Source organism: Microbacterium sp. AC145, from assembly GCF_979258505.1.
On the sequence record NZ_OZ409859.1, the window covers coordinates 2,798,910 to 2,824,524 of the forward strand.

A 25,615-nucleotide genomic window follows, 5' to 3' on the forward strand; every position below is an offset into this window, starting at 1 on the left:
GAGCGCTCCCACGGTGTCAAGCCCGACCGGTCGGTGACGCTTCGCGGATCCTGTGACGGATCACGGACGATCCGCTCCGAACACTCCGAGAACCGTCCGGCACTCCGTGAATCGTCCGGTCACCGCAACGCGGCGTACCCTTGTCCGGTGCCCGACACCGAACTCTCCCCCGCCCTCGTCCGCGCCGAATCGCTGATCCGCAGCATCCCGGACTACCCCGAGGCCGGGATCATCTTCCGCGACATCACGCCGCTGCTCGCCGACGCCGAGGCGTTGAAGGCCACCACCGAGGCGATCATCGCCCCGTTCGCCGGCCAGTTCGACGTGGTCGCCGGCATCGAGGCCCGAGGGTTCATCCTCGCCGGGGCCGCAGCGATCGCCGCGGATGTGGGTCTCATCCCGATCCGCAAGGCCGGCAAGCTGCCCCGCCCCTCGGCATCCGTCGACTACGCCCTCGAGTACGGCACCGCGACCATCGAGATGCACGACGACTTGCCCGCCGGATCCCGCGTGCTGTTGATCGACGACGTGCTCGCCACCGGTGGCACGCTCGCCGCCGGGCGCGAGCTGGTCGAGCGCCTGGGCAGCGACGTGGTCGGCATCTCGGTGCTGTTCGAGATCGACGGACTCGGCGGACGCGACGCGATCGGCGACCTGCACACCGTCTTCCACGCGTGAGAGCTGTCACCCGCGAGGGCGCGCCCCGCGCGAGCCGGTAGACTGGACGCGCCCGTCCGCCCGCGACTCCCGGAGCCGTTCATGCCCACCATCGTCGTCGACGTCATGCCCAAGCCCGAACTGCTCGACCCGCAGGGGAAGGCCGTCTCCGGCGCATTCTCCCGTCTGGGCGTCGAGGGCTTCTCCGATGTCCGCATCGGCAAGCGCTTCGAGCTCGCCGTCGAGGGCGAGGTCACCGACGAGATCCTCGCCGAGGCCCGTCGCCTCGCCGACGAGGTGCTCTCCAACTCCGTGATCGAAGACGTCGTGGGCATCGAGGTCACCGAGTGACCACGCGCATCGGGGTCATCACGTTCCCCGGCTCGCTCGACGACCGCGACGCGCAGCGCGCCGTTCGCATCGCCGGCGCCGAGCCGGTCGCACTGTGGCACGGCTCGCACGACCTCGAGGGCGTCGACGCCCTGGTCCTCCCCGGCGGATTCAGCTACGGCGACTACCTGCGCGCCGGTGCCATCGCAGCGCTCTCGCCCATCATGAGCGAGGTGAAGGATGCTGCCGCGAAGGGCATGCCGATCCTGGGCATCTGCAACGGCTTCCAGATGCTCGTCGAGGCGCACCTGCTGCCCGGCGGGCTGATCCGCAACGACCACCAGCACTTCGTGCGTCGCGATCAGAAGCTCATCGTCGAGAACTCCGACACGGCGTGGACCAACCGGTTCCGCACCGGCCAGGAGATCACGATCCCGCTGAAGAACGCCGACGGCGGGTATATCGCCGATGAAGAGACGCTCGACCGTCTCGAGGGCGAGAACCTCGTCGCGTTCCGCTATGCGGGCGTGAACCCGAACGGCTCGCTGCGCGACATCGCCGGACTCACCAACGAGGCGGGCAACGTCGTGGGGCTCATGCCGCACCCCGAGCACGCCACCGAGGCGGGCTTCGGCCCCGACACCGCGGCCGCCATGCGGTCGGGCATCGACGGGGTCGACTTCTTCACCAGCGCCATCGCCGCCGTCGCCCGCGTCGCCGCGTAAGCAGCGGTCGCGCGCGCCGACCCGCGGCCGGTTCCTTCGCAGCGCTTCCGATCCCGGTGCACGCGGCATCCGCGCGCTCAGCCGGAATCGGCCCCGAATGATGTCGAGGCAGCGCGGCCGGAGAGGGACGGGCCCGATGGCACCCGCCGGACGCCTCACGATCAGGGGGCGACGGGAAGACGGAACGGATTGTCCCCAGCCGCCGCGAGCAGGTACCAGGCCGTCGCGCCGGTGTGCAGGCTGGCGTAGTACAGATCGCCGAAGCCCGAGTCGAGGCCGTCGGTCGAGGTCGCGACGATGCCCTTGCCGTCGCCGTTCGGCGCATCCCGCTGACCGAGACGGATGCTGCTCAGCAGCGATTCCACCCGATCCGCGTCGCCCGGGGCATCGCGAAGCTCGAGCGCCAGTGCCAAATGGCTCGACCCCTCGAACCACACCTTCGAGACATCGGCGTCGCTGATCGATGCCCCCTGATACGGCCCGTCGGTGGCGATCAGGTTGCCGAGGGTCCAGTCGAGTGCCGTGCCGTAGCGAGAGTCGCGCGTTGCCAGGGAGCTCCACGTCTGCGCGTCGAGCGGAATGGGCCGCGTGTTGACCGTCGATCCGTCCAGCAGTGTGCCGGTGTCGACGTGGCCGTCGGCGCTCTGCATCGCCGCCACGAAAGCCGATGCCACGGCCGCGCGATCGGCCCAGACCGAATCGCCGGTGAGTTGCGCGAGCTGCCCGAAGAACCCGGCGATGTCGCTGTTGTGCTCGGTGGACTTCCATTCGAGCGATGAGCCGTTCTCGAGCTGGCCGCCGGTGTAGCCGAAGGGTGCCCGCGCCATGTCGACGGTGTTCGTCTGGATCCATTCGGCGATCCGCAGAGCACCGTCGAGGTACTTCTGCTCCCCGGTCGCGTGGAACAGCCGCGCGAGCGCCATGCCCGTCCACGCCTGGTTGCCCGTGAAGGTTCCGGGGCCGGTGATCTCGACTCGCCCCTGGCGGATGCCGTGCGGCTCGTACGACGTGCGCACGCGGCCGTCGCCGATGGGATCGTTCGCCTGCACGAAGAGAAGGGTGTCGCCGACCGCCTGCGCCCGGCGGAGGTCATCCGGCAGCCCGCGGGCCGTATAGGCGATGATCACGAGAGCATCGTCGTAGACGAACGAAGGTGTGAAGTCCCATGTCGGCAGGTCGGTGAAGAACCCGCCCTCGTAGCTGCGAGGCAGGCAGTGCCCGTCGCCGTCGCAGAACTCGTCGACGCGTGCGTCGAGGAACTCGTAGGCCAGAGCGACCGACAGCGTGGGATCCGAGGCGACGTCGGCTGTTGAGTCGTCTGAGGGTCCATCACCGGATGCCGCGGTGGTCGCACCCGCGACCAGCGCGGCGGCGATGAGTGCGGCAGCGATCATCCATGGCGCTGACCGACGCGATGACCCCGACATGACGACCCCCTCGGTCCGAACCGCGGTCCGAGATCACGACCGCAGGCGACCCGATGGTCACATCAAAAATGCTGGCATACCAGTGAGTCCTGCCGGAAGGGGCAAAGGTCTAGTCTTTCGCCGCATCCGGCGTGTCGCACCCCGCGAGTAGCATGCGACCCATGCCCATCAGACTGGAGAACGTCGGCATCGCCGTGCGCGACCTCGAGGCCGCCATCGCCTTCTTCACCGACCTCGGCCTCACGGTGCTCGGACGAGACGAGGTGAGCGGCGAGTGGGCCGACACCGCCGTGGGTCTCGACGGCAACCACGCCAAGATCGCCGTGCTGCAGACGCCCGACGGTCAGGGTCAGCTCGAGCTCTTCGAGTACATCCACCCTGAGGCGATCGAGACCGAGCCGACGCTGCCGAACGAGATCGGGATGCATCGTGTGGCGTTCTCGGTCGATGACATCGACGCGTCCCTGGCCATCGCCGCGCGACACGGCTACCACCCGCTCCGTGGAGTCGCGAACTACCAGGATGTGTACAAGCTCACCTACCTGCGGGGCCCGAGCGGCATCCTCGTGATGTTCGCACAGAACCTGACGAAGGGCGCCGCGACGAGCCAACCCGACCCGACGAGCTAGCCCGACGAGCTAGGCGAGTGCGGGCGGCCAGACCCCGATGATGATGGCCATGATCACGATGGTGACGAGCTCGTGCCCGATGTTCATGGTGGTCAGCGAGGTCGGGCGACCCTCGAACGCATCGTGCGTGATGAACCGCGCGGCGGTGAACCCGGCCCACAGCAGAACTCCGGTGACGACCGCAGCCCAGAAGAACGATCCGTCGTAGAAATGCCAGGCGATGGCGGATGCTCCGGCCAGGACCCACGCCGTCGCGAAGCTCACGATCACGGTCGTGATGATCGCCATCGTCGCGCTCGAACCCGGCCGATCCATGTCGACGTTCGCGAGCTTCGACCAGCGAGTGCCGAACACCTTCGGGGAGTACCAGACCGAGCCGACGATCATGCTCGACGCCGTGGCGATGAGGACCGCCCAGTAGTTGATCTCGGGAACCATGACAGCCTCCAGTCATCGGATGCCCGAAGCATACTCCCGGACTGCAAGCCGTGGTCCAGCGGCAGGGAAGATCGCATGTCCGAAACGATTCGATCTCAACGGTGGCAGACCTGTAAGCGTTTGCACTAGCCTGTTGCCATGGCACAGCTTGAGCAGATCGCAGCCCCCGGTTCCGAGTGGTGGCGCAGCGCGGTCATCTACCAGATCTACCCCCGTTCGTTCGCCGACGCCTCGGGTGACGGCATCGGCGACCTGCCCGGCATCACCAGCCGGCTCGACTCCCTGAAGGAGCTCGGCGTCGACGCGATCTGGCTGAGCCCGTTCATGACGAGCCCGCAGCGCGACGCCGGGTACGACGTCGCCGACTACCGCGACGTCGACCCGCTGTTCGGCACGCTCGACGACTTCGACACCATGCTGAACGCGGCGCACACCCGTGGCATCCGCGTCGTCGTCGACCTGGTCCCGAACCACTCGTCGGCCCAGCACGCCTGGTTCCAGGAGGCGCTCAAGGCTGCCCCGGGCAGCCCCGAGCGCGCGCGGTACATCTTCCGCGACGGCAAGGGCAAGAACGGCGAGCTGCCCCCGAACAACTGGGAGTCCGTCTTCGGCGGCGGCATGTGGGAGCGCATCACCGAGGCCGACGGCACCCCCGGCCAGTGGTACCTGCACATCTTCGATGCGACGCAGCCCGACTTCGACTGGACGAACGAGGAGGTGCGCGAGGAGTTCCGCTCGATCCTGCGCTTCTGGCTCGACCGCGGCGTCGACGGCTTCCGCGTCGACGTGGCCCACGGCATGATCAAGGCCGACGGCCTTCCCGACTACACCCCGCCCGCCGATGCCGACTCGATGGGCGGCGGCGAGGCGAACGTGCCGTACTGGGGCCAGGACGGCGTGCACGACATCTACCGCGACTGGCACAAGGTGCTCGCCGAGTACGACGGCGACCGCGCTCTGTGCGGTGAGGCCTGGATGCCGACGCTGAAGCAGACCGCTCTGTGGGTGCGCCCCGACGAGATGCACCAGACCTTCAACTTCCCGTACCTGATGACCGAGTGGGACGCGAAGGCTCTCGGCGATGTCATCCGTGAATCCCTCGACGAGTTCGGCGCGGTGGGCGCTCCCAGCACCTGGGTGCTGTCGAACCACGACGTCGTGCGTCATGCCTCGCGCCTCGCGCTCACGGCGGAGAACCCGCAGGGTGAGGGCATCGGCCCGAACACCCCGCACAAGCCCGACACCGCCATCGGTCTTGCCCGTGCTCGCGCGGCGACGACCGTGATGCTCGCCCTGCCCGGATCCGCGTACCTCTACCAGGGCGAGGAACTGGGCCTTCCCGAGGCGATGGAGATCCCCGACGCGTTCCGTCAGGACCCGACCTGGTTCCGCACGAACGGCGAGCGGTACGGACGCGACGGATGCCGCGTACCGCTGCCCTGGGAGGCGGATGCTCCAGCCTTCGGCTTCAATGAGACCGGCGCCTCGTGGCTGCCGCAGCCGGCCGACTGGGCCGCATACTCGCGCGAGGTCGAGGAGCAGGACGAGACGTCCACCCTCTCGCTGTACAAGCAGCTGCTGGCCGGTCGCCGTGAGCACGGCTTCGGCAGCGGCTCGCTGGTCTGGGAGGACGCCGGAAAGCACGCCGTCGCGTTCCGCCGCGGCAGTGTGCACGTGCTCGCGAACCTCGGCAAGAAGCCCATCGCACTGCCCGCCGGCGCCGGCGTCATCGTCGCCAGCCAGCCGTTCGAGGGCACCGACCTGCCGGTGGACACCGCCGTCTGGTACACGAAGGCCTGACCCGCACACCGCGCACCGCGCATCGCGCATCCTGCCGAGACCCCGCTTTCTGCACGAGACCCCCGCTCCGGCGGTGGGTCTCGCACCGGAAGCGGGGTCTCGCACCCCGCACCCCGCCGAGAGGACTCCCATGGCGAGCATCGATGAGGTCGCCCGGCTCGCCGGCGTCTCGACGGCGACGGTCTCGCGCGCGCTGAGCGGTCGCGGTCACGTCTCGGAGTCCGCGCGCCTGCGAGTGCAGGAGGCCGCCTCCGCGCTCGGTTACGTCGTGTCGTCGCGGGCATCGAGCCTGGCATCCGGCCGCACCCGCAACATCGGCGTGGTCGTGCCATTTCTCGACCGCTGGTTCTTCAGCACCGTGCTCTCGGGAGTCTCGGCGGCGCTGATGCGTGAGGGCTACGACATCACCCTCTACAACATCACCGCCGACAAAGACGTGCGCCGGCACGTGTTCGACACCTTTCTTCGCCGACAGCGCGTGGATGCCGTGATCGCGGTGTCGATCGAGCTCGACGACGACGAGACGCAGTATCTGCTCGACCTCGGCATGCCGGTCATCGCGATCGGCGGCCCGAACCCCAAGCTCGACACCCTCACGGTCGACGATGTCACGGTCGCCCAGCTCGCGACCGAACACCTGATCGGTCTCGGACACCACGACATCGCGCATATCGGCGCGAACCCCGAGTTCGACATCGACTTCCACATCCCGACCAACCGGCGCCTCGGTTTCGAGAAAGCGCTGGCGAAGGCCGGCATCCCGCTGAATCCCGCCTTCCTCGAACCCGCCGACTTCACCGTCGAGGGCGGCTACCGGGCCGCGAAGCAGCTGCTCGGCCGCCCGGGCCCGCGGCCCACCGCCGTGTTCGCGGCCTCCGACGAGATGGCGATCGGCGCGATCCTCGCCGCACGCGACCTCGGTTTCGCCGTTCCCGGCGACCTCTCGATCGTCGGCATCGACGGTCACGAGCTCGGCGAGTTCTTCCGCCTCACCACCGTCGATCAGTTCCCGTTGGGTCAGGGCGAGCGGGCGGCGGATGCCGTGCTCGCCAAGCTCACCGAGGGCGATGCCGCGGGCATTCCGCCGGAGCTGCCGTACGAACTGAATGTCCGCGGCACAACCGCGCGCCTGGTCCCCTAACCCGCAGCGGGCGAGCGCTGCGCCGTTCACGCCCGCCCGGCCGCTACGCTGGCGCGCGTGACGAACATTCGCGACATGGTCCTGATCCCCGGCGGCACCTTTCGGATGGGGTCTGAGGACTTCTACCCGGATGAGCGTCCGGTGCACGAGCGCGAGGTGACATCCTTCGAGATCGACCGCTACGAGGTGACGAATGCCCAGTACGCGGAGTTCGTCGATGCCACGGGCTACGTCACGGTGGCCGAACGTCCGCTCGATCCTGCGGCGTTCCCCGACGCCGACCCGAAGGACCTCATCCCCGGGTCCATGGTGTTCACCCCGACCTCCGGCCCGACGGACCTCCGCAATTGGCGCAACTGGTGGCGCTGGCAGGCGGGCGCATCGTGGCGGCATCCGTTCGGCCCCGACTCGTCGATCGACGACCGGCTGCAGCATCCGGTCGTGCACATCGCGTTCGAGGATGCTGTCGCCTACGCCGACTGGGTCGGGATGCGGCTGCCCACCGAGGCCGAGCACGAGTACGCCGCCCGCGGCGGCGTCGACGGGGCCGCGTTCGCGTGGGGCGACGAGACCTATCCCGGCGGCGAAGCTCAGGCCAACTCATGGCTGGGGCGCTTCCCCTACGACAATCAGGGGGTGGGCGGCACGGCACCTGTCGGCTCCTACGCTCCCAACGGCTACGGCCTCTACGACATGATCGCGAATGTCTGGGAGTGGACGAGCGACTTCTACACCCCGCGGCACCTGAAGCTGTCGGACAAGCCCGTCGATCCCGGCAAGCGGGCGAACCTCCTGGCCGCGGCGAGCGCGCAGGAGGGGTTCCCGAGCATCCCGCGCCGTGTGCTCAAGGGCGGGTCACACCTCTGCTCCCCCGATTACTGCCTGCGTTTCCGGCCGGCCGCCCGCTCGCCGCAGGCCGAGGACACCGGAATGTCGCACATCGGATTCCGCCTCACCCGTTCGGTGTGAGGGGGCCCTGGGCATCCACCGATGCTCCTGATTGGCTGAGCCGCACGGGCACCTGCCCGGCTTCACCGCCGACCGAGGAGCGAACATGTCCGACAAGCCCAACATCCTCATCATCTGGGGCGATGACATCGGCATAGCCAATCTGAGCACCTACACCGACGGCCTGATGGGCTACCGGACTCCGCACATCGACCGCATCGCCGACGAGGGCGTGAAGTTCACCGACTACTACGGCGAGCAGAGCTGCACCGCCGGTCGTGCGGCGTTCATCACCGGCCAGAACCCTTACCGCACGGGCCTGACGAAGGTGGGCATGCCGGGAGCGAAGCTGGGCCTGCAGGCCGAAGACCCGACCATCGCCGACGCCCTCAAGCATCACGGCTACGCCACCGGCCAGTTCGGCAAGAACCATCTCGGCGACCGCGACGAGCACCTGCCGACCGCGCACGGCTTCGACGAGTTCTTCGGCAATCTCTATCACCTCAACGCCGAGGAGGAGCCGGAGCACCCCGACTACCCGACCGACGAGGAGTACCCGGGGTTCAGCGAGAAGTTCCGCCCTCGGGGCGTGATCCACTCGTGGGCGAATGACGACGGCACGCAGCGGATCGAAGACACCGGCGCGCTGACGAAGAAGCGCATGGAGACGGTCGACGAGGAGTTCCGCGACGCGGCGGCGGACTTCATCCGCCAACAGGCCGACGACGACACCCCGTTCTTCGTGTGGTTCAACTCGACGCACATGCACTTCCGCACCCACACGAAAGAAGAGAGCAAGGGGCGGGCCGGACGCTGGCAGTCGGAGTACCACGACACGATGCTCGATCACGACGATGTCGTGGGCAGCCTGCTCGACCTGCTCGACGAGCTGGGTCTCGCCGAGAACACGATCGTCATGTACTCGACCGACAACGGCCCGCACATGAACAGCTGGCCGGATGCCGGCATGACACCGTTCCGCAACGAGAAGAACTCCAACTGGGAGGGCGCCTATCGCGTGCCGGCGATGGTCCGCTGGCCGGGGCACATTCCTGCCGGCACGACCCTCAACGGCATCGTCAGCCACAACGACTGGTTCGTCACTCTGCTCGCGGCGGCCGGCGACACCGACATCGCCGACCGCCTGAAGTCGGGCACCGAGCTGCACGGCACCGAGTTCACGGTGCATCTCGACGGGAACAACCAGCTCGACTACATCACCGGGGCTGTCGAGCACAGCCCGAGGCGGCACTTCTTCTACGTCTCGGACGACGGCGACCTCACAGCGCTGCGCTTCGAGAACTGGAAGTTCGTCTTCCTCGAGCAGCGTGCCGTCGGAACCCTGCAGGTGTGGCAGGAGCCCTACATCGAGCTGCGGTTCCCGAAGCTGTTCAATCTGCGCACCGATCCGTTCGAGCGCGCCGACATCACCTCGAACACCTACTGGGACTGGGTGCTCGACCACATCTTCCTGTTCATCCCCGCGCAGGCCTACGTCGCGACCATGCTGCAGACCCTCATCGAATTCCCCGCTCGGCAGGAGTCGGCGTCGTTCACGATCACCCAGGTGATGGCGAAGCTGCAGTCGACGGTCGGCAGCTCCTGAGGCCTCCCGCCCCGGTCAAGAGAGCAGCTGCGCTCGGCGGGCGAGCGCGTTGCGCCGCGCCAGAACCAGCCCGCCGACGACCGCGGCGACCAGGGAGCCGATGAGCACGCCGATCTTGACGTGCTCATCGGCGACCGAGCTCGCTCCGTAGGCGAGTTCGCCGACGAGCAGCGAGACCGTGAACCCGATGCCGGCGACGAAGGCCATGCCGACGAGATCCGGCCAGCGCAGCGATTCGTCGAGCCGCAACGCCGGCAGGCGGCTGAGCAGGAAGGTCGTCGCGAGGATGCCGATCGGCTTGCCGATGACGAGTCCGACGATGATGCCGATGGTGATCGGGTCGGTGAGCGCCGAGGCTAGTCCTTCCATCCCGCCGATGGTGACCCCCGCGGCGAAGAAGGCGAAGACCGGAACCGCGAACAGCGTCGCCACGACACCCCACCGGTCGGCGAAGTGCGGCGCCATGCCGTCGTACAGTGGCTCGCCGTTCGCATCTTCCCCCGCCCGCACCCGCGCGCGCTCGGACGGCACCACGGGCACCACGAATCCGAGGAGCACACCGGCGACTGTCGCGTGCACGCCTGCGGCGTGGATGCAGACCCAGACGGCGATCGCGAGTGGCAGCAGGATCCACCACGCGCGCACTCCCCGCTGCACGAGGAAAGCGAACCCGGCGAGGGGGAGCAGTGCGAGAGCGAGCCACGGGAAGCTGATCGTGTCGGTGTAGAACGTCGCGATGATCGTGATGGCGATCAGGTCGTCGATGATCGCCAAGGTCAGCAGGAAGACGCGCAGTGCCGGCGGCAGGAACCTTCCGACGACGGCGATCACCGCCACCGCGAAGGCGATGTCGGTCGCGGTCGGGATCGCCCAGCCGCGCAGCACGTCGGCACCACCGCCGAGGTTGATGAGCACGAAGAACAGCGCGGGCACGATGACTCCCCCGACTGCGGCGGCGATGGGAAGAGCCGCCTGACGCGGGTCGCGGAGGCGGCCGGTCACGAACTCCTCCTTCAGCTCGAGGCCGACGACGAAGAAGAAGATCGCGAGCAGACCGTCGGCCGCCCAGGCGCCGACGCTGAGGTCGAGATGCAGCTCGGGGATGCCGAAGGTGAAGTCGCGAACGGACTCGTACCACCCCACGGCCGAGGTGTTGGCGAGGATCAGTGCGGCGACGGTGGCGGCGAGCAGCAGGGAACCGCCGAGCACATCGCTGCGGGCGTTGGAGCGGATGCCGCGCCACAGTTCATGCGGAGCAAAGCGGAGACGGGACGGAGAAGTGGACACGAGAAGACCTCACGCGGAAGAAGGGGGTGGGATGGCGCAGATGACCACACCCCTCTCGAGGCGTGATCTAGTCGCGTGGCGGCGGGCAGCCCGCGATCTCACCGTGTGAGAGGGTGCCCCAGACGCTCGTCCATCCATTCGTGCCCGGGTGCATCACCACACGCATCGACGTCCTCATCGGCGTCGCCGAACGCAGCTCCTGCGGAGCGCGCGCCGAGGCGGCGATGAGGGTTGCGGGCATCTCCCCAGCCTAACCGGGCGCGCCTGAGGAATTCAGATGCCCTTCAGCGCCTCTCCGGCGGCCTCGAGCGCACCATCGGCGAGCGAGAAGTACGCCCACTTGCCGCGCTGCTCCCGGGTGACGAGCCCCGCCTCCGCCAGGAGTCTCATGTGGTGTGAGACGGTGCCTTGTGACAGGCCGACCGGGTCGGTGAGATCGCAGATACAGGCCTCACCGCCTTCCGCTGACGAGATCAGCGAGAGCAGGCGGATGCGCGTCGGGTCACCGAGTGCCTTGAACAGCTGCGCGATGCGTTCCGCTTCGGCGAGCGCGAGAGTGGATGCCGCTCGCGGCGTGCAGCAGGCCGTCTGCTCGATCGTCACCGGAAGGGTCATGGCGTCATCCTCTCACGTATTGACAATCTTCGATACGTGAGCGACGCTTCTCGTATTGAAGTCTTTCGATCTGAGGAGTCGTCGTGTCAGAGCTTCCCGTCGTCGTCATCGGAGCGGGGCCGCAGGGTCTCGCCGCTGCGGCGCATCTCGTCGAACGCGATCAAGACGTCGTCGTCATCGAGCGCGGGCATGGTCCTGCATCCGCCGTCTCCGAATGGGGGCACGTGCGACTCTTTTCGGCGTGGCCCGAGCTCACCGATGCTGCCGCACGGCGCCTGCTCGAGCCCACCGGGTGGAGTGCCCGCACCTCCGGCTACCCGACCGGAGCGGAGTGGGTGAGTGACTACCTCGCCCCTCTCGCTGAAGCTCTGGGCGACCGCATCCGCTACGCCACCACCGTCACCGGGATCGCTCGCCAGGGTCGCGACAAGGTCGTCGATGCCGGACGCAAGAGCCAGCCGTTCGTCGTGCACACCGTCGACGCCGACGGCAATGATGCACGTCTCCTCGCCCGTGCCATCATCGACGCGAGCGGAACCTGGGGTCTTCCCCATCCCGCCGGGGCCGACGGCTTTCCGGCACTCGGCGAGGCGGCAGCATCCGATCTCATCTCGTACCGCATCCCCGCCGACGTCGCGGATCTCGCGGGTTCGCATGTCGTCGTCGTCGGCGCGGGGCACTCCGCCACCCATGCCGTGCTGCGCCTGGGTGAGCTGGCCCGCCGGACGCCGGGAACCCGCGTGACCTGGCTGCTGCGGCGAGGGAGTGCGGCGAACGTCTTCGGCGGCGGAATCGGAGACGAGCTGCCCGAGCGCGCTGCGCTCGGCTCCCGCGCACGAAAGGTGATCGACGACGGGGTCGTGGAGCTGGTGACCGGATTCCGCGTCGCCGAGTTCCGCCGCAGCGACGACGGACTGACGATCGTCGCAGAGGACGGGCGTGAGGTGTCGACTGTCGGGCGCGTCTTCGCACTCACGGGCTTCCGGCCCGACACCGCGATGCTGCGGGAGGTCAGGATCGACCTCGACCCCGCACTCGAGGCCGTCGCCGGCATCGCTTCGGAGATCGATCCCAACATCCACTCCTGCGGCTCCGTCGCGGCGACCGGCGCCCGCCAGCTCGTGCAGCCGGAAGCCGGGTTCTTCATCGTCGGTGTGAAGTCGTACGGGCGCGCCCCGACGTTCCTCGCTCTCACCGGGTACGAGCAGGTGCGCAGTGTCGCAGCCCACTTGGCCGGAGATCACGAGAGCGCCGCCCGCAACGAACTCCGGCTTCCGGACACCGGTGTGTGCGGCGGATCCGGCGAGTTCGACGACAACGCAGGCAGCTGCTGCGCAGCCCCCGCCGTGCTGCAGATCGGCAGCTCGCGGCTGAACGCCTTCGACCCCGCACGCTCGCTTACCCTGGAGACATCATGACCGACACCAGCGCCAAGCCCTCCGTCCTGTTCGTCTGCGTGCACAACGCAGGACGCTCGCAGATGGCCGCCGGATTCCTGCGCGACATCGCCGGAGACCGCATCGAGGTACGCTCTGCCGGCTCCATGCCGGCCGATCGGATCAACCCGATCGCGGTCGAAGCGATGGGCGAGCTCGGCATCGACATCACCGCCGAGCAGCCCAAGGTGCTCACGACCGAGGCCGTGCAGGCATCCGATGTCGTGATCACGATGGGATGCGGCGACGCCTGCCCGTTCTTCCCGGGCAAGCGCTACGAGGACTGGAAGCTCGACGACCCGGCAGGTCAGGGCATCGACTCCGTGCGGCCGATCCGCGACGAGATCCGCCGTCGCATCGAGGAGCTCACGGGCGAGCTGCTCGCCTGACGCCGTCCCCTGCCACAGCCCTTCGGAATCCTCGGCAGAACAGCGTCAGCGCGCGACGATGAGGCCCTGCGTCTTCTGCTGCACAGCCTGGAAGCGGCGCTGCACGTCGGACCAGTTGACCAGCTCCCAGAACGCCTTGACGTAGTCGGCGCGCACGTTGAGATAGTCGAGGTAGTAGGCGTGCTCCCAGACGTCGAGGTGCAGCAGCGGCGTCACGCCGAGCGGCGCGTTGCCCTGCTGGTCGAAGAGCTGGAAGATGACCGGGCGCGCGCCGACACTGTCCCACGCGAGCACGGCCCAGCCTGAGCCCTGCACGCCGAGCGCCGTCGCCGTGAAGTGGGCGCGGAAGGCGTCGATCGACCCGAACGCGTCGGTCAGCGCCGCCTCGAGCTCTCCTTCGGGGTTTCCGCCGCCGTCGGGCGAGAGGTTCTCCCAGAACACCGAGTGGTTGATGTGCCCGCCGAGGTTGAAGGCGAGGTCCTTCTCGAGCTTGTTCACGGCGGCGAAGTCACCCGAGTCGCGGGCCGCGGCCAGCTGCTCGAGGGCGGTGTTCGCACCGGTCACGTAAGCCTGGTGATGCTTGGAGTGGTGCAGCTCCATGATCTTGCCGGAGATGTGCGGCGCGAGAGCCGAGTAGTCGTAGGGCAGTTCGGGGAGGGTGTACACAGCGGACATGCTGTTCCTTTCAGTCGTTCTGATCGGTGGGGAGTGAGTGGAACCGGCGGTCGAGATAGACGAGCGGTCGGCCAGGCCGCCCCAGCAGCACCTCGTCGATCTCGGCGACCACGACGGTCGACGAGCCGACCGCAACCGTCGACATCGTGTGACCGCGCATCGCGGCACGCGCCTCGGCGAGATACGGCTCACCGGTCGGAAGGGTGCTCCACCCCTGGTCGGGGGTGAAACGGTCGGCGCCGCTCACCGCGAAGCTCTGCGCCAGAGCCGAGTGCTCGTCGTCGATGAGGTGCACGACGAACGACTCGGCGTTGAGGATCGAGCCCGCACTGCCGGTGGCCCTGGTGACCGAGAACACGATCGCCGCAGGGTCGACGGCGACGGATGCGACGCTGGAGGCCGTGAGACCGACCGGGCCCGCGGGGGTCATCGCCGTGATGATCGCGACACCGGCCGGATGCGCGCGGAAAGCCGCTTTGAGCCCTTCGCCGACCGCTGAGGGGACGGGGGCCGCGGGATGCTGCTCGGTGCTCATTCGGGTGACTCCTGTGGGGGAAGGGCGGCGATGATCGAATGGTCTCGCTCGATGACGCCGAGCTTGGCGGCACCACCCGGCGATCCCATCTCGTCGAAGAACTCGACGTTGGCCTTGTAGTAGTCCTGCCACTCGTCGGGCAGGTCATCTTCGTAGTAGATCGCCTCGACGGGGCAGACCGGCTCGCACGCGCCGCAGTCGACGCATTCGTCGGGGTGGATGTACAGCGAGCGCTCGCCCTCATAGATGCAGTCCACCGGGCATTCGTCGATGCACGCACGGTCCTTGACATCGACGCAGGGCAGCGCGATCACATAGGTCATCGGTCACTTCCTGTCGCGGTCACGTGTGCAACCGTAAGACCTCAAGTACGCTTGAGGTCAAATCGAGGGAGGTCGGGATGACCGCGGAGACAGATTCCGATCGGGCCGTCCATGGGCCGGACGAACCGCTGACGATCGGCGAGATGAGCCGGCGCACCGGCGTCGCGCCCTCGGCGCTGCACTTCTACGAGAGCCTCGGACTGATCGCATCGACACGCACCGCCGGAAATCAGCGCCGATACGCGCGCCACATGCTGCGACGGGTCTCGCTCATCACTGTCGCGAAGCGCCTCGGCATCCCGCTCGCCGACGTGCAGCACGCGTTCGCCGACGTGCCTCTCACCCAGACCCCGAGCCATGCCGACTGGCAGCGCGCGTCGAGACGATGGAAGCGCGAGCTCGAGAAACGCCGCGAGGGGATCGAGCGTCTCGAGCGCGAACTCACCGGATGCATAGGCTGCGGGTGCCTGTCGATGAAGGCGTGCGGCCTGCTCAACCCCGACGACGCTCTCGGCAGCCAGGGCGCAGGACCCCAGCGTCTGCGTGACGAGGACGACGACGCCTGAGCGCCGAACCGGCGAGAACCTGATCCCCGCGTGAGACCCACGTGCAGAACGCGGGTCTCACGCAGACACCGCGGTTTCGCGGCGCCCAGAGTTCGGAGTGCGGAGTGCGGAGTGCGACCCTCAGGCGACCGTGAACGGCGTCGCCAGCAGCACCTCGTCGCGCGAGCTCGGGCCGACGAGCAGCTCGAACGCACCCGGCTCGACGAGGCGGATGCCGGCGGCATCCACGATCGAACACTCCGCGACGGGCAGCTCGAGGCGCACGCGCGCCGACTCCCCCGGCGCGACGTCGACCTGGCGGTACGTCTTCAGTTCCTTGTCTGCCCAGCTGACACTCGTCACCACGTCGCGCACGTAGACCTGAACCGTCTCACGCGCTGGGCGGGACCCGGTGTTCGTGACCGTCACCTCGGCGACGATGGTGTCGTCGAGGCCCACGACCTCGGTCGCCAGCGACAGATCGGAATACGAGACCGTCGAGTACGACAGCCCCTCGCCGAACGCCCAGGCCGGCGACTGGGTGAGGTCGGCATAGCGGTCGCCGTGCTGTCCGCGGATCTGGTTGTAGTAGGTCGGCTGCTGGCCGACGTGGCGGGCGAACGAGATCGGCAGGCGACCCGACGGCTCGACAGCACCCGAGATGATCTCGGCGAGCGCGCGGCCTCCCTGCATGCCCGGGTTCGCGGCCCAGATGACCGCTGCTGCCTGCGACGCGGATGCCGGCAGCACCAGCGGCTTCGATGCCAGCAGCACGATCACCACGGGCGTGCCCGTGGCGATCAGCGCCTCGAGCAGGGCGTTCTGTCCACCGATCAGCTCGAGAGTCGCGGTCGAGCGCCCTTCGCCGACGAGCTCGATCCGGTCTCCGACCACGGCGACGACGACATCGGATGCCGCAGCGGCCGCCACCGCCTCCGCGATCAGGGCGTCGTCGGCCGATGCCGGCACCACCACAGAGGGCCGAGGCTGCCCGTCGGGGAAGGTCGCCCCGCGCGGGTCGTCTTCGAGCGTGAGGATCTCGGCGCCGCGAGCGTGCGTGACCGACCATCCGTCGACGCCCGCGAGGCCGTCGAGCACGGTCGTGATCATCTCGCGCGGCTGCCCGTCGAGCCATCCGGCCTGACCCGAGCCACCGGCCCAGTCGCCGAGCTGCGTCTGGGCGTCGTCGGCGAGCGGACCCACCACCGCGACCTTCACCGGCGTCGCGGCATCGAGCGGCAGCACTCCGTCGTTCTCGAGCAGCACGATCGAGCGGCGAGCCGTCTCGAGGTTGAGCTGCGCGTGCGCGGCGCTGCCGACCACAGCATCCATGGCGTCCTGCGGAAGCCGCGGGTTCTCGAACAGTCCCAGCTCGAACTTGAGGGTGAGGATGCGCGCGACGGCGTCATCGAAGGCGTCGTCGGCGAGCAGACCGTTCGACACCGCTTCGAGCGCCCCGGCGAAGAAGCCGGGGGTGTTCATGATCATGTCGTTGCCGGCGGTCACCGCAGCGGCCGAGGCGTGCGCATAGTCGGGCTGCACCTGCTGCTCCCACACCATGCGGCCGACGTTGTCCCAGTCGGTGATGAGTGTGCCGGTGTAGCCCCACTCGCCCCGCAGCACATCGCTGAGCAGCCAGTCGTTGACGGTGATCGGCACGCCGTCGGTGGTCTGGTAGCCGAGCATGAACGTGCGGCATCCCTCGCGGGCCACGCGCTCGAACGGCGGCAGGAACCACGACCGCAACTTGCGCCGCGAGATGTCGGCCTCGCTCGCGTCACGGCCGCCCTGCGTCTCGGAATATCCGGCGAAGTGCTTGGCGGTGGCGAGGATGGCGGTCGGGTCGTCGAGTCCCTCGCCCTGATACCCGCGCACCATCGCCGAGGCGAGCTCGCCGATCAGGAACGGATCTTCGCCGAAGGTCTCATCGATGCGACCCCAGCGCAGGTCGCGGGCGATGCACAGCACCGGAGAGAAGGTCCAGTGGATGCCGGTCGCCGCGACCTCGACGGCGGTGGCCCTGGCCACCTTCTCGACGAGCTCGGCATCCCAGGTCGCTGCCATACCGAGCTGGGTCGGGTAGATGGTCGCACCGGGCCAGAACGAGTGGCCGTGGATGCAGTCCTCGCCGACGAGCAGCGGGATGCGCAGCCGGGTCTCGGAGGTCAGCTCGTTCGCGCGGATGATGCGCTCGGGCGAAGTGTGCAGGATCGAGCCGACGTGCTTGCCGAGCACGTGGTCGTCGAGGTCGTCGCGGGCATCGAGCTGCAGCATCTGCCCGATCTTCTCCTCGACCGTCATACGGTCGAGGAGGTCGGCGACGCGTGTCGCGATCGGCAGTTCGGGGTCGAGGTACGGCAGGGATTCGGTCAGGGTCTGAGAGGTCATCACTCGGCGTTCTGTGTCTTCGTATCGGTCTTCGTATGGGTCGTCGTCGCTGTCGCCGCGCTCTGCACGGTACCCGAGCCGGTCGTCGGCACACTGCGCACCGCCGTCACCGGGTCATTCACGTTGAGGCCCTTCTTCTTCATCGCGCGGGCGCGCTCTCCCGCCGACCGCAGCCTCGGGTTGACGTACTCGTCGATGCCGAAGTTGATCAGCGACAGGGCGACGCCGATGATCGCGATGCAGAGCCCTGCGGGCACGTACCACCACCACAGCCGCGGGAACGCGCCGTTCTGCTGCGCCCAGAACAGGATCGTCCCCCAGTTGAGGTTGCTCACCGGGATCACGCCGATGAACGCGAGTGTCGTGAGACCCAGGATCGCCGCGGTGACGGTGCCGACGAAGCTCGACGCGATCAGCGCCATGAGGTTCGGCAGCATCTCGACAGTGATGATGCGGTGCAGCGGTTCACCGTTGGCGCGGGCGGCCTGGATGAAGTCGCGGTTGCGCAACGACATGGTCTGCGCCCGCAGCACGCGCGCCCCCCAGGCCCAGCCCGTCAGCCCCAGCACCGCAGCGATCACGATCAGCGGCGGATTCTCGAACTGCGAGGCGACGATGATGATCAGCGGGATGCCGGGAATCACGAGGAACACGTTCGTGAGCGCCGAGAGCGATTCGCTCTTCCAGCCGCGCACGTAGCCGGCGATGACGCCGATCGTGATGGCGATGATCGTGGCGATGATCGCCGACAGGAACCCGACCACGACGACGCCGCGGGTGCCGAAGATGAGCTGGCTGAGCACGTCTTCGCCCATGTGCGTGGTGCCCAGCCAGTGGTCGAGCGACGGCGGCTGGCGGAGCGCCGTGCGGTCCTTCTGAGTGGGGCCGTAGGGCGCGAGCACCGGGGCGAAGATCGCGATCAGCACGAACACCCCGAGGATGATCAGCCCGGCGATCGACTTCGGGTTGCGGAACATGGCGAACGACTGCGCCATCTGCGACCAGAACGTCTTGCGTGGGGGCGTGACGTCGCCCGCGGTGCGGAACGTCGCGGTCTCGGGCATCCCGGTGGGGATCGTACTGCCGTCGGGGGCCGTGGTCTCGGTCGAGGTGGGAACACTCATGTCAGGCCTCCGTCTGGCGCGTGCGCGGGTCGAGGTATGCGTAGACGATGTCGGCGAGGATGTTGGCGACCAGCACCGACAGCGTGATCACCAGGAACACGCCCTGCATCAGGGCGAAGTCCTTCGCATTGGTGGCGTCGAGCAGCAGCTTGCCGACGCCCGGGTAGCTGAAGACCATCTCCATGACGATCGTGCCGCCGACGATGAAGCCGATCGACAGCGCGAAGCTCTGGATCTGCGGCAGCACCGCGTTGCGCGCTGCGTACGCCCACAGCACCCGCCGGTTCGGCATGCCCTTGGCCTGCGCGACGGTGATGTAGTCCTCGTCGAGCACCGTGAGCATCATGTTGCGCATGCCCAGCATCCATCCGCCGAGCGAGGCGATGATGATCGTGACGGCGGGCAGGGTGCCGTGCATGATGACCTGGCCGATGAAGTCGAGGCTCCACTCGGGCGATTGCCCCTTGTCGTAGGCGTGCGACGACGGGAACCACTTCAGCGTCGACGAGAAGATCGCGATGGCGATGAGACCGAGCCAGAAGTACGGGATCGTGTTGAAGAACGTGGTGATCGGGATGAGCGCGTCGAGTCGGCTGCCGCGCTTCCAGCCGACGATCGCGCCACCGACCGTGCCGAGCACGAACGAGATGATGGTCGCGAGACCGACGAGCCCGAGGGTCCACGGCAGCGCGGATGCCAGCACCTCGCCCACCGGACGCAGGCCGTGCAGGGTCGAGATGCCCAGGTCGCCGCGGAACAGCATCGCCCAGTAGTCGATGTACTGCTGCCACATCGACTTGTCGGAGTCGATGCCGAGCAGGATGCGCAGCGAGTCGGCAGCCTCCGGGCTGATGTTGCGGTTGCGGGCGAGGTACGAGCTGACCGCATCGCCCTTCATGAACCGAGGGAGGAAGAAGTTGATCGTGATGGCTGCCCACAGCGTGAACAGGTAGAAGCCCGCCCGTCCGGCGAAGAATCGCCACGGCACGATCTTCCGCCCCTTCTGCGCGGTGGTCGCGGTGGTGCCGACTTCGAGAGCGTCACGGGTCTCGTCGTCGACGAGCGGAAGCTGAGGGGATGCGGTGGTCACTGGGCACCTCCGTGCGAGCCGGCCGTCGCGAAATGCTTGTCGGGGTCGGGAGACGCCGCTCGCAGCTCGCGCGTGTAGGGGTCCTGCGGGTTGAGGATGACCTCGTCGGCGTCACCGAACTCGACGACCCGACCCTGGTTGAGCACCATGATCCTGTCGCTGAAGTGGCGGGCGGTCGCGAGATCGTGGGTGATGTAGAGCACGCCGAGACCCTCTTCGCGCTGCAGATCGGCGAGCAGGTTGAGCACGCCGACGCGGATCGACACGTCGAGCATCGAGACCGGCTCGTCGGCGACGAGCAGCGCGGGCCGAGACGCGAGCGCGCGGGCGATCGCCACGCGCTGACGCTGACCCCCCGAGAGCTCGTGCGGGCGGCGGTCGATCACGGCATCCGCGTCGAGGCGCACGCGCTCGAGCAGGCGGCGCACTTCGGCCTCGGTCTCTTTCTTCGGCACGACGTCGTCGAGGCGGATCGGCCGCTCGAGGTGGTACCTGATCGAGTGATATGGGTTGAGCGAGGCGAACGGATCCTGGAACACCATCCGCAGCTGCTGCCGGTACTTGCGCAGCCCCTTGCCTCGCCGAGGGATCGGCTTGCCGTCGAGAAGAACCTCACCCGATGTGGGCGTCTCGAGCTGGGTGAGGATCTTGGCGATGGTCGACTTACCGCTGCCCGACTGCCCGACCAGACCGATGGTCTGACCTGAGGTCAGGGTGAAGCTCACGTCATCGAGCGCCTTGAGCTGGCCGGCACCGCGGACGTTGTAGACCTTGGTGACATTCGCGAACTCGAGAGTGGTCATCGGGTCAGCACTCCTCTCGCACCGGTGAGACGGGGGAACGACGACAGGAGCGTCTTCGTGTAGTCGTGCTGCGGGTTCGTCCAGATCTGCTCGGCTGAGGCGAGCTCGACGATCTCGCCCGCGCGCATGATCGCGATGCGGTCGCTGATCTCGAGCAGCAGCGGCAGATCGTGGGTGATGAAGATCACCGAGAAGCCGAACTCATGGCGCAGCTGCGAGATCTGCTTGAGGATCTCGCGCTGCACGAGCACGTCGAGCGCGGTGGTCGGCTCATCCATCACCATCAGCTGCGGGCGGAGGGCCAGCGCCATCGCGATCATGACGCGCTGGCGCATGCCACCCGAGAGCTCGTGCGGGAACGAACGGGTGCGCTGGCGCCCGACCTTGACGATCTCGAGCAGTTCCTCGGCCTCGGCCCTGCGCTGCCGGCGGGTCATGTCGGGCCGGTGGATCTCGAAGACGTCCTCGAGCTGCGAGCCGATCGTGGCCACCGGGTTGAGCGCGTTCATGGCGCCCTGGAACACCATCGAGACCTTGTCCCAGCGGAACTTCTGCATCGCATCGACGTCGAGCGCGTTGATGTCGACGTCGATGCCGGATGCGTCGTGGAACGTCACGCTGCCGCCGGCGATGACGGCCGGCGCCCGAAGCAGGCGCTGCACTCCGTAGGCGAGCGTCGTCTTGCCGCATCCGCTCTCTCCTGCAAGGCCGAGGATCTCGCCTCGTTGCAGTTCGAGCGTCACGTTCTTCACCGCCTCGACGGGCGGATCGACGTCGTACACGACCGAGAAGTCGCGCACGCTGAGCAGGGGTTCTGACATGGGGTGTCCTTCGTCGGGGGGCGCGTTTCGTCTCGCTGCGCTCGCTCAACGACCGGGAGGTGCCGGTCGGAGCGGCGCGTTTCGTCTCGCTGCGCTCGCTCAACGACCGGGACTCACCGGTCGTTGAGCGAGGAGCGAAGCACCGAGACGAAACGCGCCTGCGGGACTGCTTACTCGGCAGGCTGCAGCTTCGTGAGGATCATCACGATGTTCTGCTGCGTCGGGTCGCCCGACGCGTAGGGGTCTTCCTCCGACGGCCATCCGACGTAGTTGCGGGTGTTGTACTGGCCCAGCAGCGGGTGGGCGCCGAGCGGAATGGCCGGCACCTGGTCGACGAAGATCTGCTCGAGCGTCGTGATCGCCGACGTGCGCACGTCGTCGGACGACGCGTTGGCGTAGGCGTTCAGAGCCTCGGTCGCCGCCGGGTCGTCGAAGCGTCCGAAGTTGAATCCTGCGATGCCCTCGGGCGAGATCCAGCGCGGGTCCATGGTGGAGGTGTAGAGGCCGTAGGCCGTACCGCTGTCTTCGAGCCAGTGGATGATGGACGAGAAGGTGCCCTCGTCACGGGGCCCTGCCCAACCGCCCCAGTCGGGCATGTCGATCTTGACCTCGGCGCCGATCGCCTCGGTGACGTCTTCGGCGATGAGCTCCTGCGCGGTGTTCCAGTCGCTCCAGCCCGAGGGCACCGAGAGGGTGAACGAGACGGGCGTGCCGTCGGGGTCGATCAGGGCGTCGTCCTTCCAGGTGTAGCCGGCGCTCTCGAGCAGGTCGCGCGCCTTCTCGGCGTCGACCGAGTAGTCCTGACCCTGGAACTCGGGCTGGATCTCGTCCTCGAGGATCGACGAGAGTCCGGTCACCGACCAGACCGGCTCGCTCGCACCCTCACGGGCGATGTCGACATAGGCGTCGCGGTCGATGACCCAGGCGAGGGCCTGGCGGAACGCCACGTCGTCGAACGGCTTCTCCTGCAGGTTCATGAACAGCGTCGCAGAACCGGTGGTCGGCGCCACGAAGTACTTGTTGTGCTCGGGGTCGGCGTCGAGGAACTGCTCCTGGATCTGCGGGATGAACGCCTGCGCCCAGTCGGCCTCGCCCTGCGCGAGAGCGGTGGTGAGGGCCGTGTTGTCTCCGTACGACACGTAATGCAGCTCGGGAACTGCGAGGTCGCCGCCCCAGTAGTCGTCGCGGGCCTCGAGCGTGACCGACTCGGTCGACCAGTTCGACAGTGCGTAGGGACCGGTTCCGACCAGATCGTCGCCCTTCACGGGGTCGGTCGCCGGTGAGTCGAGGTTCTCCCAGATGTGCTTCGGCACGATCGGCACGTGCAGCACACGAGCCTGGTTGACGTACTTCGACTCTCCGAAGGTCAGCGTGACGGCGTCGCCCTCGACGGTCGCGCTTTCGAACTTGAGGCCGGCGGTGTCGAGCTCGGGCGTCGAGACGAGCTCATAGGTGAAGACGATGTCCTCGGCGGTGAACGGCTCGCCGTCGCTCCAGGTGACGTCCTTGCGGGGAACGACGGTGACGGCGGTGTAGTCGTCGTTCCACTCGATGCTCTCGGCGAGCCAGGGCGTGACCTCGCGGTCGCCGGTCTGGTTCACGAGGCCGAGGGTCTCGAAGATCACCTTGCCGTAGCCGTACTTCGAGGCCGACGAGTCGCCGACGTAGGGGTTGTTCGACTCGGTGGTGATCGCGCCGTCGGGCTTGGCGATCGTCAGGGCGGCACCGCCTGCTCCGGCGTCGCCGTCACTCGATCCGCCGGCTGCACAGCCGGCGAGGGCCGAGACGCTGAGGGCGGAGATCGCCGCGACGGCGATGAGGGACTTTCTGAGCTTCATTGCTTCTCCTTGGGCACGGGTCTTTGTGCTGTGTGAGCGCCGGCTGACGAGCATCCGACGACGATTTGCTTACTGGCGAGAAAGTAAGCTGATGCGAGGTTACCCGTCAGTAAGTAGAGTTGGCAAGTACGATCCAGACCAGATACCGGTACAGGAGAGGATGGGCAATGGTGAAGGATGCTGATGCTCCCGTGACCGTCCGTCCTGCGACGCGTGAGAAGCGCGAGCAGATCCTCAAAGCCGCCGTCGAGATCTTCGGCAACAAGGGCTCGACCAACGGCACGCTCGCCGATGTCGCCGAGCAGGTCGGCATCACCCATGCCGGCGTGCTGCACCACTTCGGATCGAAGCAGAAGCTGCTGCTCGAGGTGCTCGCCTACCGAGACCAGGCCGACGTCGCCGAGCTCGCCGAGAAGCACATCCCCGGCGGCCCCGAACTCTTCCTGCACCTCGTGCGCACCGCGATCTGGAACGAGCGGCGACCGGGCATCGTGCAGGCCTACACGGTGCTCTCGTCGGAATCGGTGACCGACAACCACCCCGGCCGCGACTACTTCGAAGACCGCTACACGACTCTCCGCCGCGAGGTCACCGACGCGTTCCACCTGCTGTGCGCGCAGGAGGGTGTGACCGAGCCCGAGACGGTCGCGACCGCTGCCGCGGCCATCCTCGCCGTGATGGACGGCCTGCAGCTGCAATGGCTGCTGCACCGCGACGTCATCGACCTGGGCGAGGCGAGCGAGTTCGCGATCCGCGCGATCGTGAACGGCGTGCTGCACCCCGGCCCCACCCTGGAGTCGTACCGCCGCGACTAGGCTCGGGGCCATGACGATCGACCTCGAAGCGCTCTACATCGACCTGCACCAGCACCCCGAGCTCTCGTTCCAGGAGACGCGCACCGCCGGCATCGCCGCCGGCCATCTGCGCGACCTCGGCCTGGAGGTGCACGAGGGCATCGGTGTCACCGGAGTGGTCGGCATCCTGCGCAACGGCGAGGGCCCGGTCGTGTGGGCGCGCGCCGACATGGACGCCCTGCCCGTCGGCGAGGAGACGGGCCTCGCCTACGCGAGCACCGCGACCGGCATCGACCCCTCCGGCAACACCGTGCCCGTGATGCACGCCTGCGGGCACGACATGCACGTCACCGCCATGATCGGCGCGGTCGAGAAGCTCGTCGCTGAGAAGGCCGACTGGACGGGCACTCTCGTCGCACTGATCCAGCCCGCCGAAGAATACGGTGCCGGTTCCCGAGCCATGCTCGACGACGGTCTGCGCGACCTCGTGCCGCACCCCGACATCGTGCTCGGCCAGCACGTCACCCCTCTTCCCGCCGGCACGATCGGCGTGCGCCCCGGCACGCAGATGGCAGCATCCGACGGCCTCACGGTGACCCTGCACGGGCGCGGCGGCCACGGTTCACGCCCGCACTCGACGATCGACCCGGTGGTCATGGCCGCGGCGACCGTCATGCGCCTGCAGACCATCGCCTCTCGCGAGGTCGACCCGCGCGACGTCGCCGTGGTGACGGTCGGCTCGATCCATGCCGGCCTGAAGAACAACATCATCCCGGCTGAGGCGAAGCTCGAACTCAGCCTGCGCTACCCGAACGACGAGATGCGCGACAAGGTGCTCGCGAGCGTCGAGCGCATCGTACGCGCCGAGGCCGCGGCATCCGGAGCCGAACGCGAGCCCGAGATCCGCACGGACCACACCCTTCCTCCCACGATCAACGACGCGGAGGCCACGGCACGCGTCACGTCGGCGCTGCAGCGCGCACTCGGCGAGGCATCGGTCGTCGACCCGGGCATGTTCACCGGCAGCGAGGACGTCTCGTGGTTCGCCCGCGACACCGGGGTTCCGCTCGTGTTCTGGTTCTGGGGCGGGGTGGATGCTGCGACCTTCGCGGCGTCGGCCGCCGCGGGGACGCTCGACAAGGACATCCCCACGAACCACTCGCCGTTCTTCGCACCCGAGATCCATCCGACCATCGAGGTCGGCGTCACCGCACTGTCGTCGGCCGCGCGCGAGTTCCTCGGCTGACTTCA

Annotated in this window: 27 protein-coding genes; 13 read left to right on the forward strand and 14 right to left on the reverse strand. The window is 68.0% G+C overall.

What is annotated here, in order from left to right; genetic code table 11:
• The first annotated feature begins 147 nt into the window (after nucleotides 1–147).
• The 3 genes from ACZZZN_RS13410 (at nucleotide 148) to purQ (ending at nucleotide 1,712) form a co-directional block, all read left to right on the forward strand.
• A complete protein-coding gene (locus ACZZZN_RS13410) occupies nucleotides 148–678 on the forward strand; it encodes an adenine phosphoribosyltransferase (RefSeq protein WP_463505633.1) in 531 nt (176 codons plus the stop codon).
• A gap of 81 nt (nucleotides 679–759) precedes the next feature.
• On the forward strand, nucleotides 760–1,008 hold the full coding sequence (purS, locus tag ACZZZN_RS13415; protein ID WP_463505634.1) for a phosphoribosylformylglycinamidine synthase subunit PurS: 249 nt from the start codon (nucleotides 760–762) through the stop codon (nucleotides 1,006–1,008).
• Nucleotides 1,005–1,712: a phosphoribosylformylglycinamidine synthase subunit PurQ gene (gene purQ, locus ACZZZN_RS13420; protein WP_463505635.1), complete on the forward strand. Its 708-nt coding sequence runs from the start codon at nucleotides 1,005–1,007 to the stop codon at nucleotides 1,710–1,712. The genes purS and purQ overlap by 4 nt, the downstream gene beginning before the upstream one ends.
• A gap of 161 nt (nucleotides 1,713–1,873) precedes the next feature.
• Here purQ and ACZZZN_RS13425 read toward each other — a convergent pair whose 3' ends face one another.
• Complete coding sequence (locus ACZZZN_RS13425; RefSeq protein ID WP_463505636.1) at nucleotides 1,874–3,106, reverse strand: hypothetical protein; 1,233 nt, start codon at nucleotides 3,104–3,106, stop codon at nucleotides 1,874–1,876.
• A gap of 194 nt (nucleotides 3,107–3,300) precedes the next feature.
• On the opposite strand from ACZZZN_RS13425, the gene ACZZZN_RS13430 reads away from it, so the two are divergent.
• Nucleotides 3,301–3,768: a VOC family protein gene (locus ACZZZN_RS13430; RefSeq protein WP_463505637.1), complete on the forward strand. Its 468-nt coding sequence runs from the start codon at nucleotides 3,301–3,303 to the stop codon at nucleotides 3,766–3,768.
• Nucleotides 3,769–3,777: 9 nt separating this feature from the next.
• On the opposite strand, the gene ACZZZN_RS13435 is transcribed toward ACZZZN_RS13430, so the two are convergent.
• Complete coding sequence (locus ACZZZN_RS13435; protein WP_463505638.1) at nucleotides 3,778–4,206, reverse strand: DUF1761 domain-containing protein; 429 nt, start codon at nucleotides 4,204–4,206, stop codon at nucleotides 3,778–3,780.
• Between the two features lie 138 nt (nucleotides 4,207–4,344).
• Here ACZZZN_RS13435 and ACZZZN_RS13440 point away from each other — a divergent pair, with 138 nt between their 5' ends.
• From ACZZZN_RS13440 to ACZZZN_RS13455, 4 genes are all read left to right on the forward strand, one after another.
• Nucleotides 4,345–6,006: a glycoside hydrolase family 13 protein gene (locus tag ACZZZN_RS13440; protein ID WP_463505639.1), complete on the forward strand. Its 1,662-nt coding sequence runs from the start codon at nucleotides 4,345–4,347 to the stop codon at nucleotides 6,004–6,006.
• Between the two features lie 130 nt (nucleotides 6,007–6,136).
• The gene (locus ACZZZN_RS13445; protein ID WP_463505640.1) at nucleotides 6,137–7,147 is read left to right on the forward strand and encodes a LacI family DNA-binding transcriptional regulator; all 1,011 of its coding nucleotides are present in this window, start codon (nucleotides 6,137–6,139) and stop codon (nucleotides 7,145–7,147) included.
• A gap of 75 nt (nucleotides 7,148–7,222) precedes the next feature.
• Entirely contained in the window at nucleotides 7,223–8,116 is an 894-nt protein-coding gene (locus ACZZZN_RS13450; protein WP_463506598.1) for a formylglycine-generating enzyme family protein, read from the forward strand.
• 85 nt (nucleotides 8,117–8,201) lie between these two features.
• Complete coding sequence (locus ACZZZN_RS13455; RefSeq protein WP_463505641.1) at nucleotides 8,202–9,701, forward strand: arylsulfatase; 1,500 nt, start codon at nucleotides 8,202–8,204, stop codon at nucleotides 9,699–9,701.
• Nucleotides 9,702–9,716: 15 nt separating this feature from the next.
• Here the strand turns inward: ACZZZN_RS13455 and nhaA are convergent, their stop codons facing one another.
• From nhaA to ACZZZN_RS13470, 3 genes are all read right to left on the reverse strand, one after another.
• The gene (gene nhaA, locus ACZZZN_RS13460) at nucleotides 9,717–10,988 is read right to left on the reverse strand and encodes a Na+/H+ antiporter NhaA (protein ID WP_463505642.1); all 1,272 of its coding nucleotides are present in this window, start codon (nucleotides 10,986–10,988) and stop codon (nucleotides 9,717–9,719) included.
• Between the two features lie 67 nt (nucleotides 10,989–11,055).
• A complete protein-coding gene (locus tag ACZZZN_RS13465; RefSeq protein WP_311244080.1) occupies nucleotides 11,056–11,229 on the reverse strand; it encodes a hypothetical protein in 174 nt (57 codons plus the stop codon).
• Between the two features lie 32 nt (nucleotides 11,230–11,261).
• Nucleotides 11,262–11,603, reverse strand: coding sequence for an ArsR/SmtB family transcription factor (locus ACZZZN_RS13470; RefSeq protein WP_463505643.1), 342 nt, complete (start codon nucleotides 11,601–11,603; stop codon nucleotides 11,262–11,264).
• 83 nt (nucleotides 11,604–11,686) lie between these two features.
• On the opposite strand from ACZZZN_RS13470, the gene ACZZZN_RS13475 reads away from it, so the two are divergent.
• A complete protein-coding gene (locus tag ACZZZN_RS13475) occupies nucleotides 11,687–13,021 on the forward strand; it encodes an FAD-dependent oxidoreductase (protein ID WP_463505644.1) in 1,335 nt (444 codons plus the stop codon).
• Nucleotides 13,018–13,428, forward strand: coding sequence for an arsenate reductase ArsC (locus tag ACZZZN_RS13480; RefSeq protein ID WP_463505645.1), 411 nt, complete (start codon nucleotides 13,018–13,020; stop codon nucleotides 13,426–13,428). The genes ACZZZN_RS13475 and ACZZZN_RS13480 overlap by 4 nt, the downstream gene beginning before the upstream one ends.
• 45 nt (nucleotides 13,429–13,473) lie before the next feature.
• Here ACZZZN_RS13480 and ACZZZN_RS13485 read toward each other — a convergent pair whose 3' ends face one another.
• The 3 genes from ACZZZN_RS13485 to fdxA are packed head-to-tail and all read right to left on the reverse strand — an operon-like array spanning nucleotide 13,474 to nucleotide 14,961.
• A complete protein-coding gene (locus tag ACZZZN_RS13485) occupies nucleotides 13,474–14,103 on the reverse strand; it encodes a superoxide dismutase (RefSeq protein ID WP_463505646.1) in 630 nt (209 codons plus the stop codon).
• A gap of 10 nt (nucleotides 14,104–14,113) precedes the next feature.
• Nucleotides 14,114–14,638: a flavin reductase family protein gene (locus ACZZZN_RS13490; RefSeq protein ID WP_463505647.1), complete on the reverse strand. Its 525-nt coding sequence runs from the start codon at nucleotides 14,636–14,638 to the stop codon at nucleotides 14,114–14,116.
• The gene (gene fdxA, locus ACZZZN_RS13495; protein ID WP_463505648.1) at nucleotides 14,635–14,961 is read right to left on the reverse strand and encodes a ferredoxin; all 327 of its coding nucleotides are present in this window, start codon (nucleotides 14,959–14,961) and stop codon (nucleotides 14,635–14,637) included. Before fdxA ends, ACZZZN_RS13490 begins: the two co-directional genes overlap by 4 nt.
• A gap of 77 nt (nucleotides 14,962–15,038) precedes the next feature.
• Here fdxA and soxR point away from each other — a divergent pair, with 77 nt between their 5' ends.
• Nucleotides 15,039–15,527 carry a redox-sensitive transcriptional activator SoxR gene (gene soxR / locus ACZZZN_RS13500; RefSeq protein WP_463505649.1) on the forward strand — a complete coding sequence of 163 codons (489 nt, stop codon included), beginning with the start codon at nucleotides 15,039–15,041 and terminating at the stop codon, nucleotides 15,525–15,527.
• A gap of 120 nt (nucleotides 15,528–15,647) precedes the next feature.
• On the opposite strand, the gene ACZZZN_RS13505 is transcribed toward soxR, so the two are convergent.
• The 6 genes from ACZZZN_RS13505 to ACZZZN_RS13530 form a co-directional block, all read right to left on the reverse strand.
• Complete coding sequence (locus ACZZZN_RS13505; RefSeq protein ID WP_463505650.1) at nucleotides 15,648–17,894, reverse strand: exo-beta-d-1,3/1,6-glucosidase; 2,247 nt, start codon at nucleotides 17,892–17,894, stop codon at nucleotides 15,648–15,650.
• Nucleotides 17,894–19,018, reverse strand: coding sequence for an ABC transporter permease (locus ACZZZN_RS13510; protein ID WP_463505651.1), 1,125 nt, complete (start codon nucleotides 19,016–19,018; stop codon nucleotides 17,894–17,896). Before ACZZZN_RS13510 ends, ACZZZN_RS13505 begins: the two co-directional genes overlap by 1 nt.
• Nucleotide 19,019: 1 nt before the next feature.
• Nucleotides 19,020–20,108 (reverse strand): ABC transporter permease, encoded by a 1,089-nt coding sequence (locus ACZZZN_RS13515; protein ID WP_463505652.1) that lies wholly within the window; start codon nucleotides 20,106–20,108, stop codon nucleotides 19,020–19,022.
• Nucleotides 20,105–20,911 (reverse strand): ABC transporter ATP-binding protein, encoded by an 807-nt coding sequence (locus ACZZZN_RS13520; RefSeq protein ID WP_463505653.1) that lies wholly within the window; start codon nucleotides 20,909–20,911, stop codon nucleotides 20,105–20,107. The genes ACZZZN_RS13515 and ACZZZN_RS13520 overlap by 4 nt, the downstream gene beginning before the upstream one ends.
• Nucleotides 20,908–21,732 carry an ABC transporter ATP-binding protein gene (locus ACZZZN_RS13525; RefSeq protein WP_463505654.1) on the reverse strand — a complete coding sequence of 275 codons (825 nt, stop codon included), beginning with the start codon at nucleotides 21,730–21,732 and terminating at the stop codon, nucleotides 20,908–20,910. The genes ACZZZN_RS13520 and ACZZZN_RS13525 overlap by 4 nt, the downstream gene beginning before the upstream one ends.
• Before the next feature lie 170 nt (nucleotides 21,733–21,902).
• Complete coding sequence (locus tag ACZZZN_RS13530; RefSeq protein WP_463505655.1) at nucleotides 21,903–23,570, reverse strand: ABC transporter substrate-binding protein; 1,668 nt, start codon at nucleotides 23,568–23,570, stop codon at nucleotides 21,903–21,905.
• 167 nt (nucleotides 23,571–23,737) lie between these two features.
• On the opposite strand from ACZZZN_RS13530, the gene ACZZZN_RS13535 reads away from it, so the two are divergent.
• Together ACZZZN_RS13535 and ACZZZN_RS13540 are read left to right on the forward strand one after the other, a co-directional pair.
• The gene (locus tag ACZZZN_RS13535; RefSeq protein WP_463505656.1) at nucleotides 23,738–24,385 is read left to right on the forward strand and encodes a TetR/AcrR family transcriptional regulator; all 648 of its coding nucleotides are present in this window, start codon (nucleotides 23,738–23,740) and stop codon (nucleotides 24,383–24,385) included.
• Nucleotides 24,386–24,395: 10 nt separating this feature from the next.
• A complete protein-coding gene (locus tag ACZZZN_RS13540) occupies nucleotides 24,396–25,610 on the forward strand; it encodes an amidohydrolase (RefSeq protein WP_463505657.1) in 1,215 nt (404 codons plus the stop codon).
• The last annotated feature ends 5 nt before the right edge of the window (nucleotides 25,611–25,615 follow it).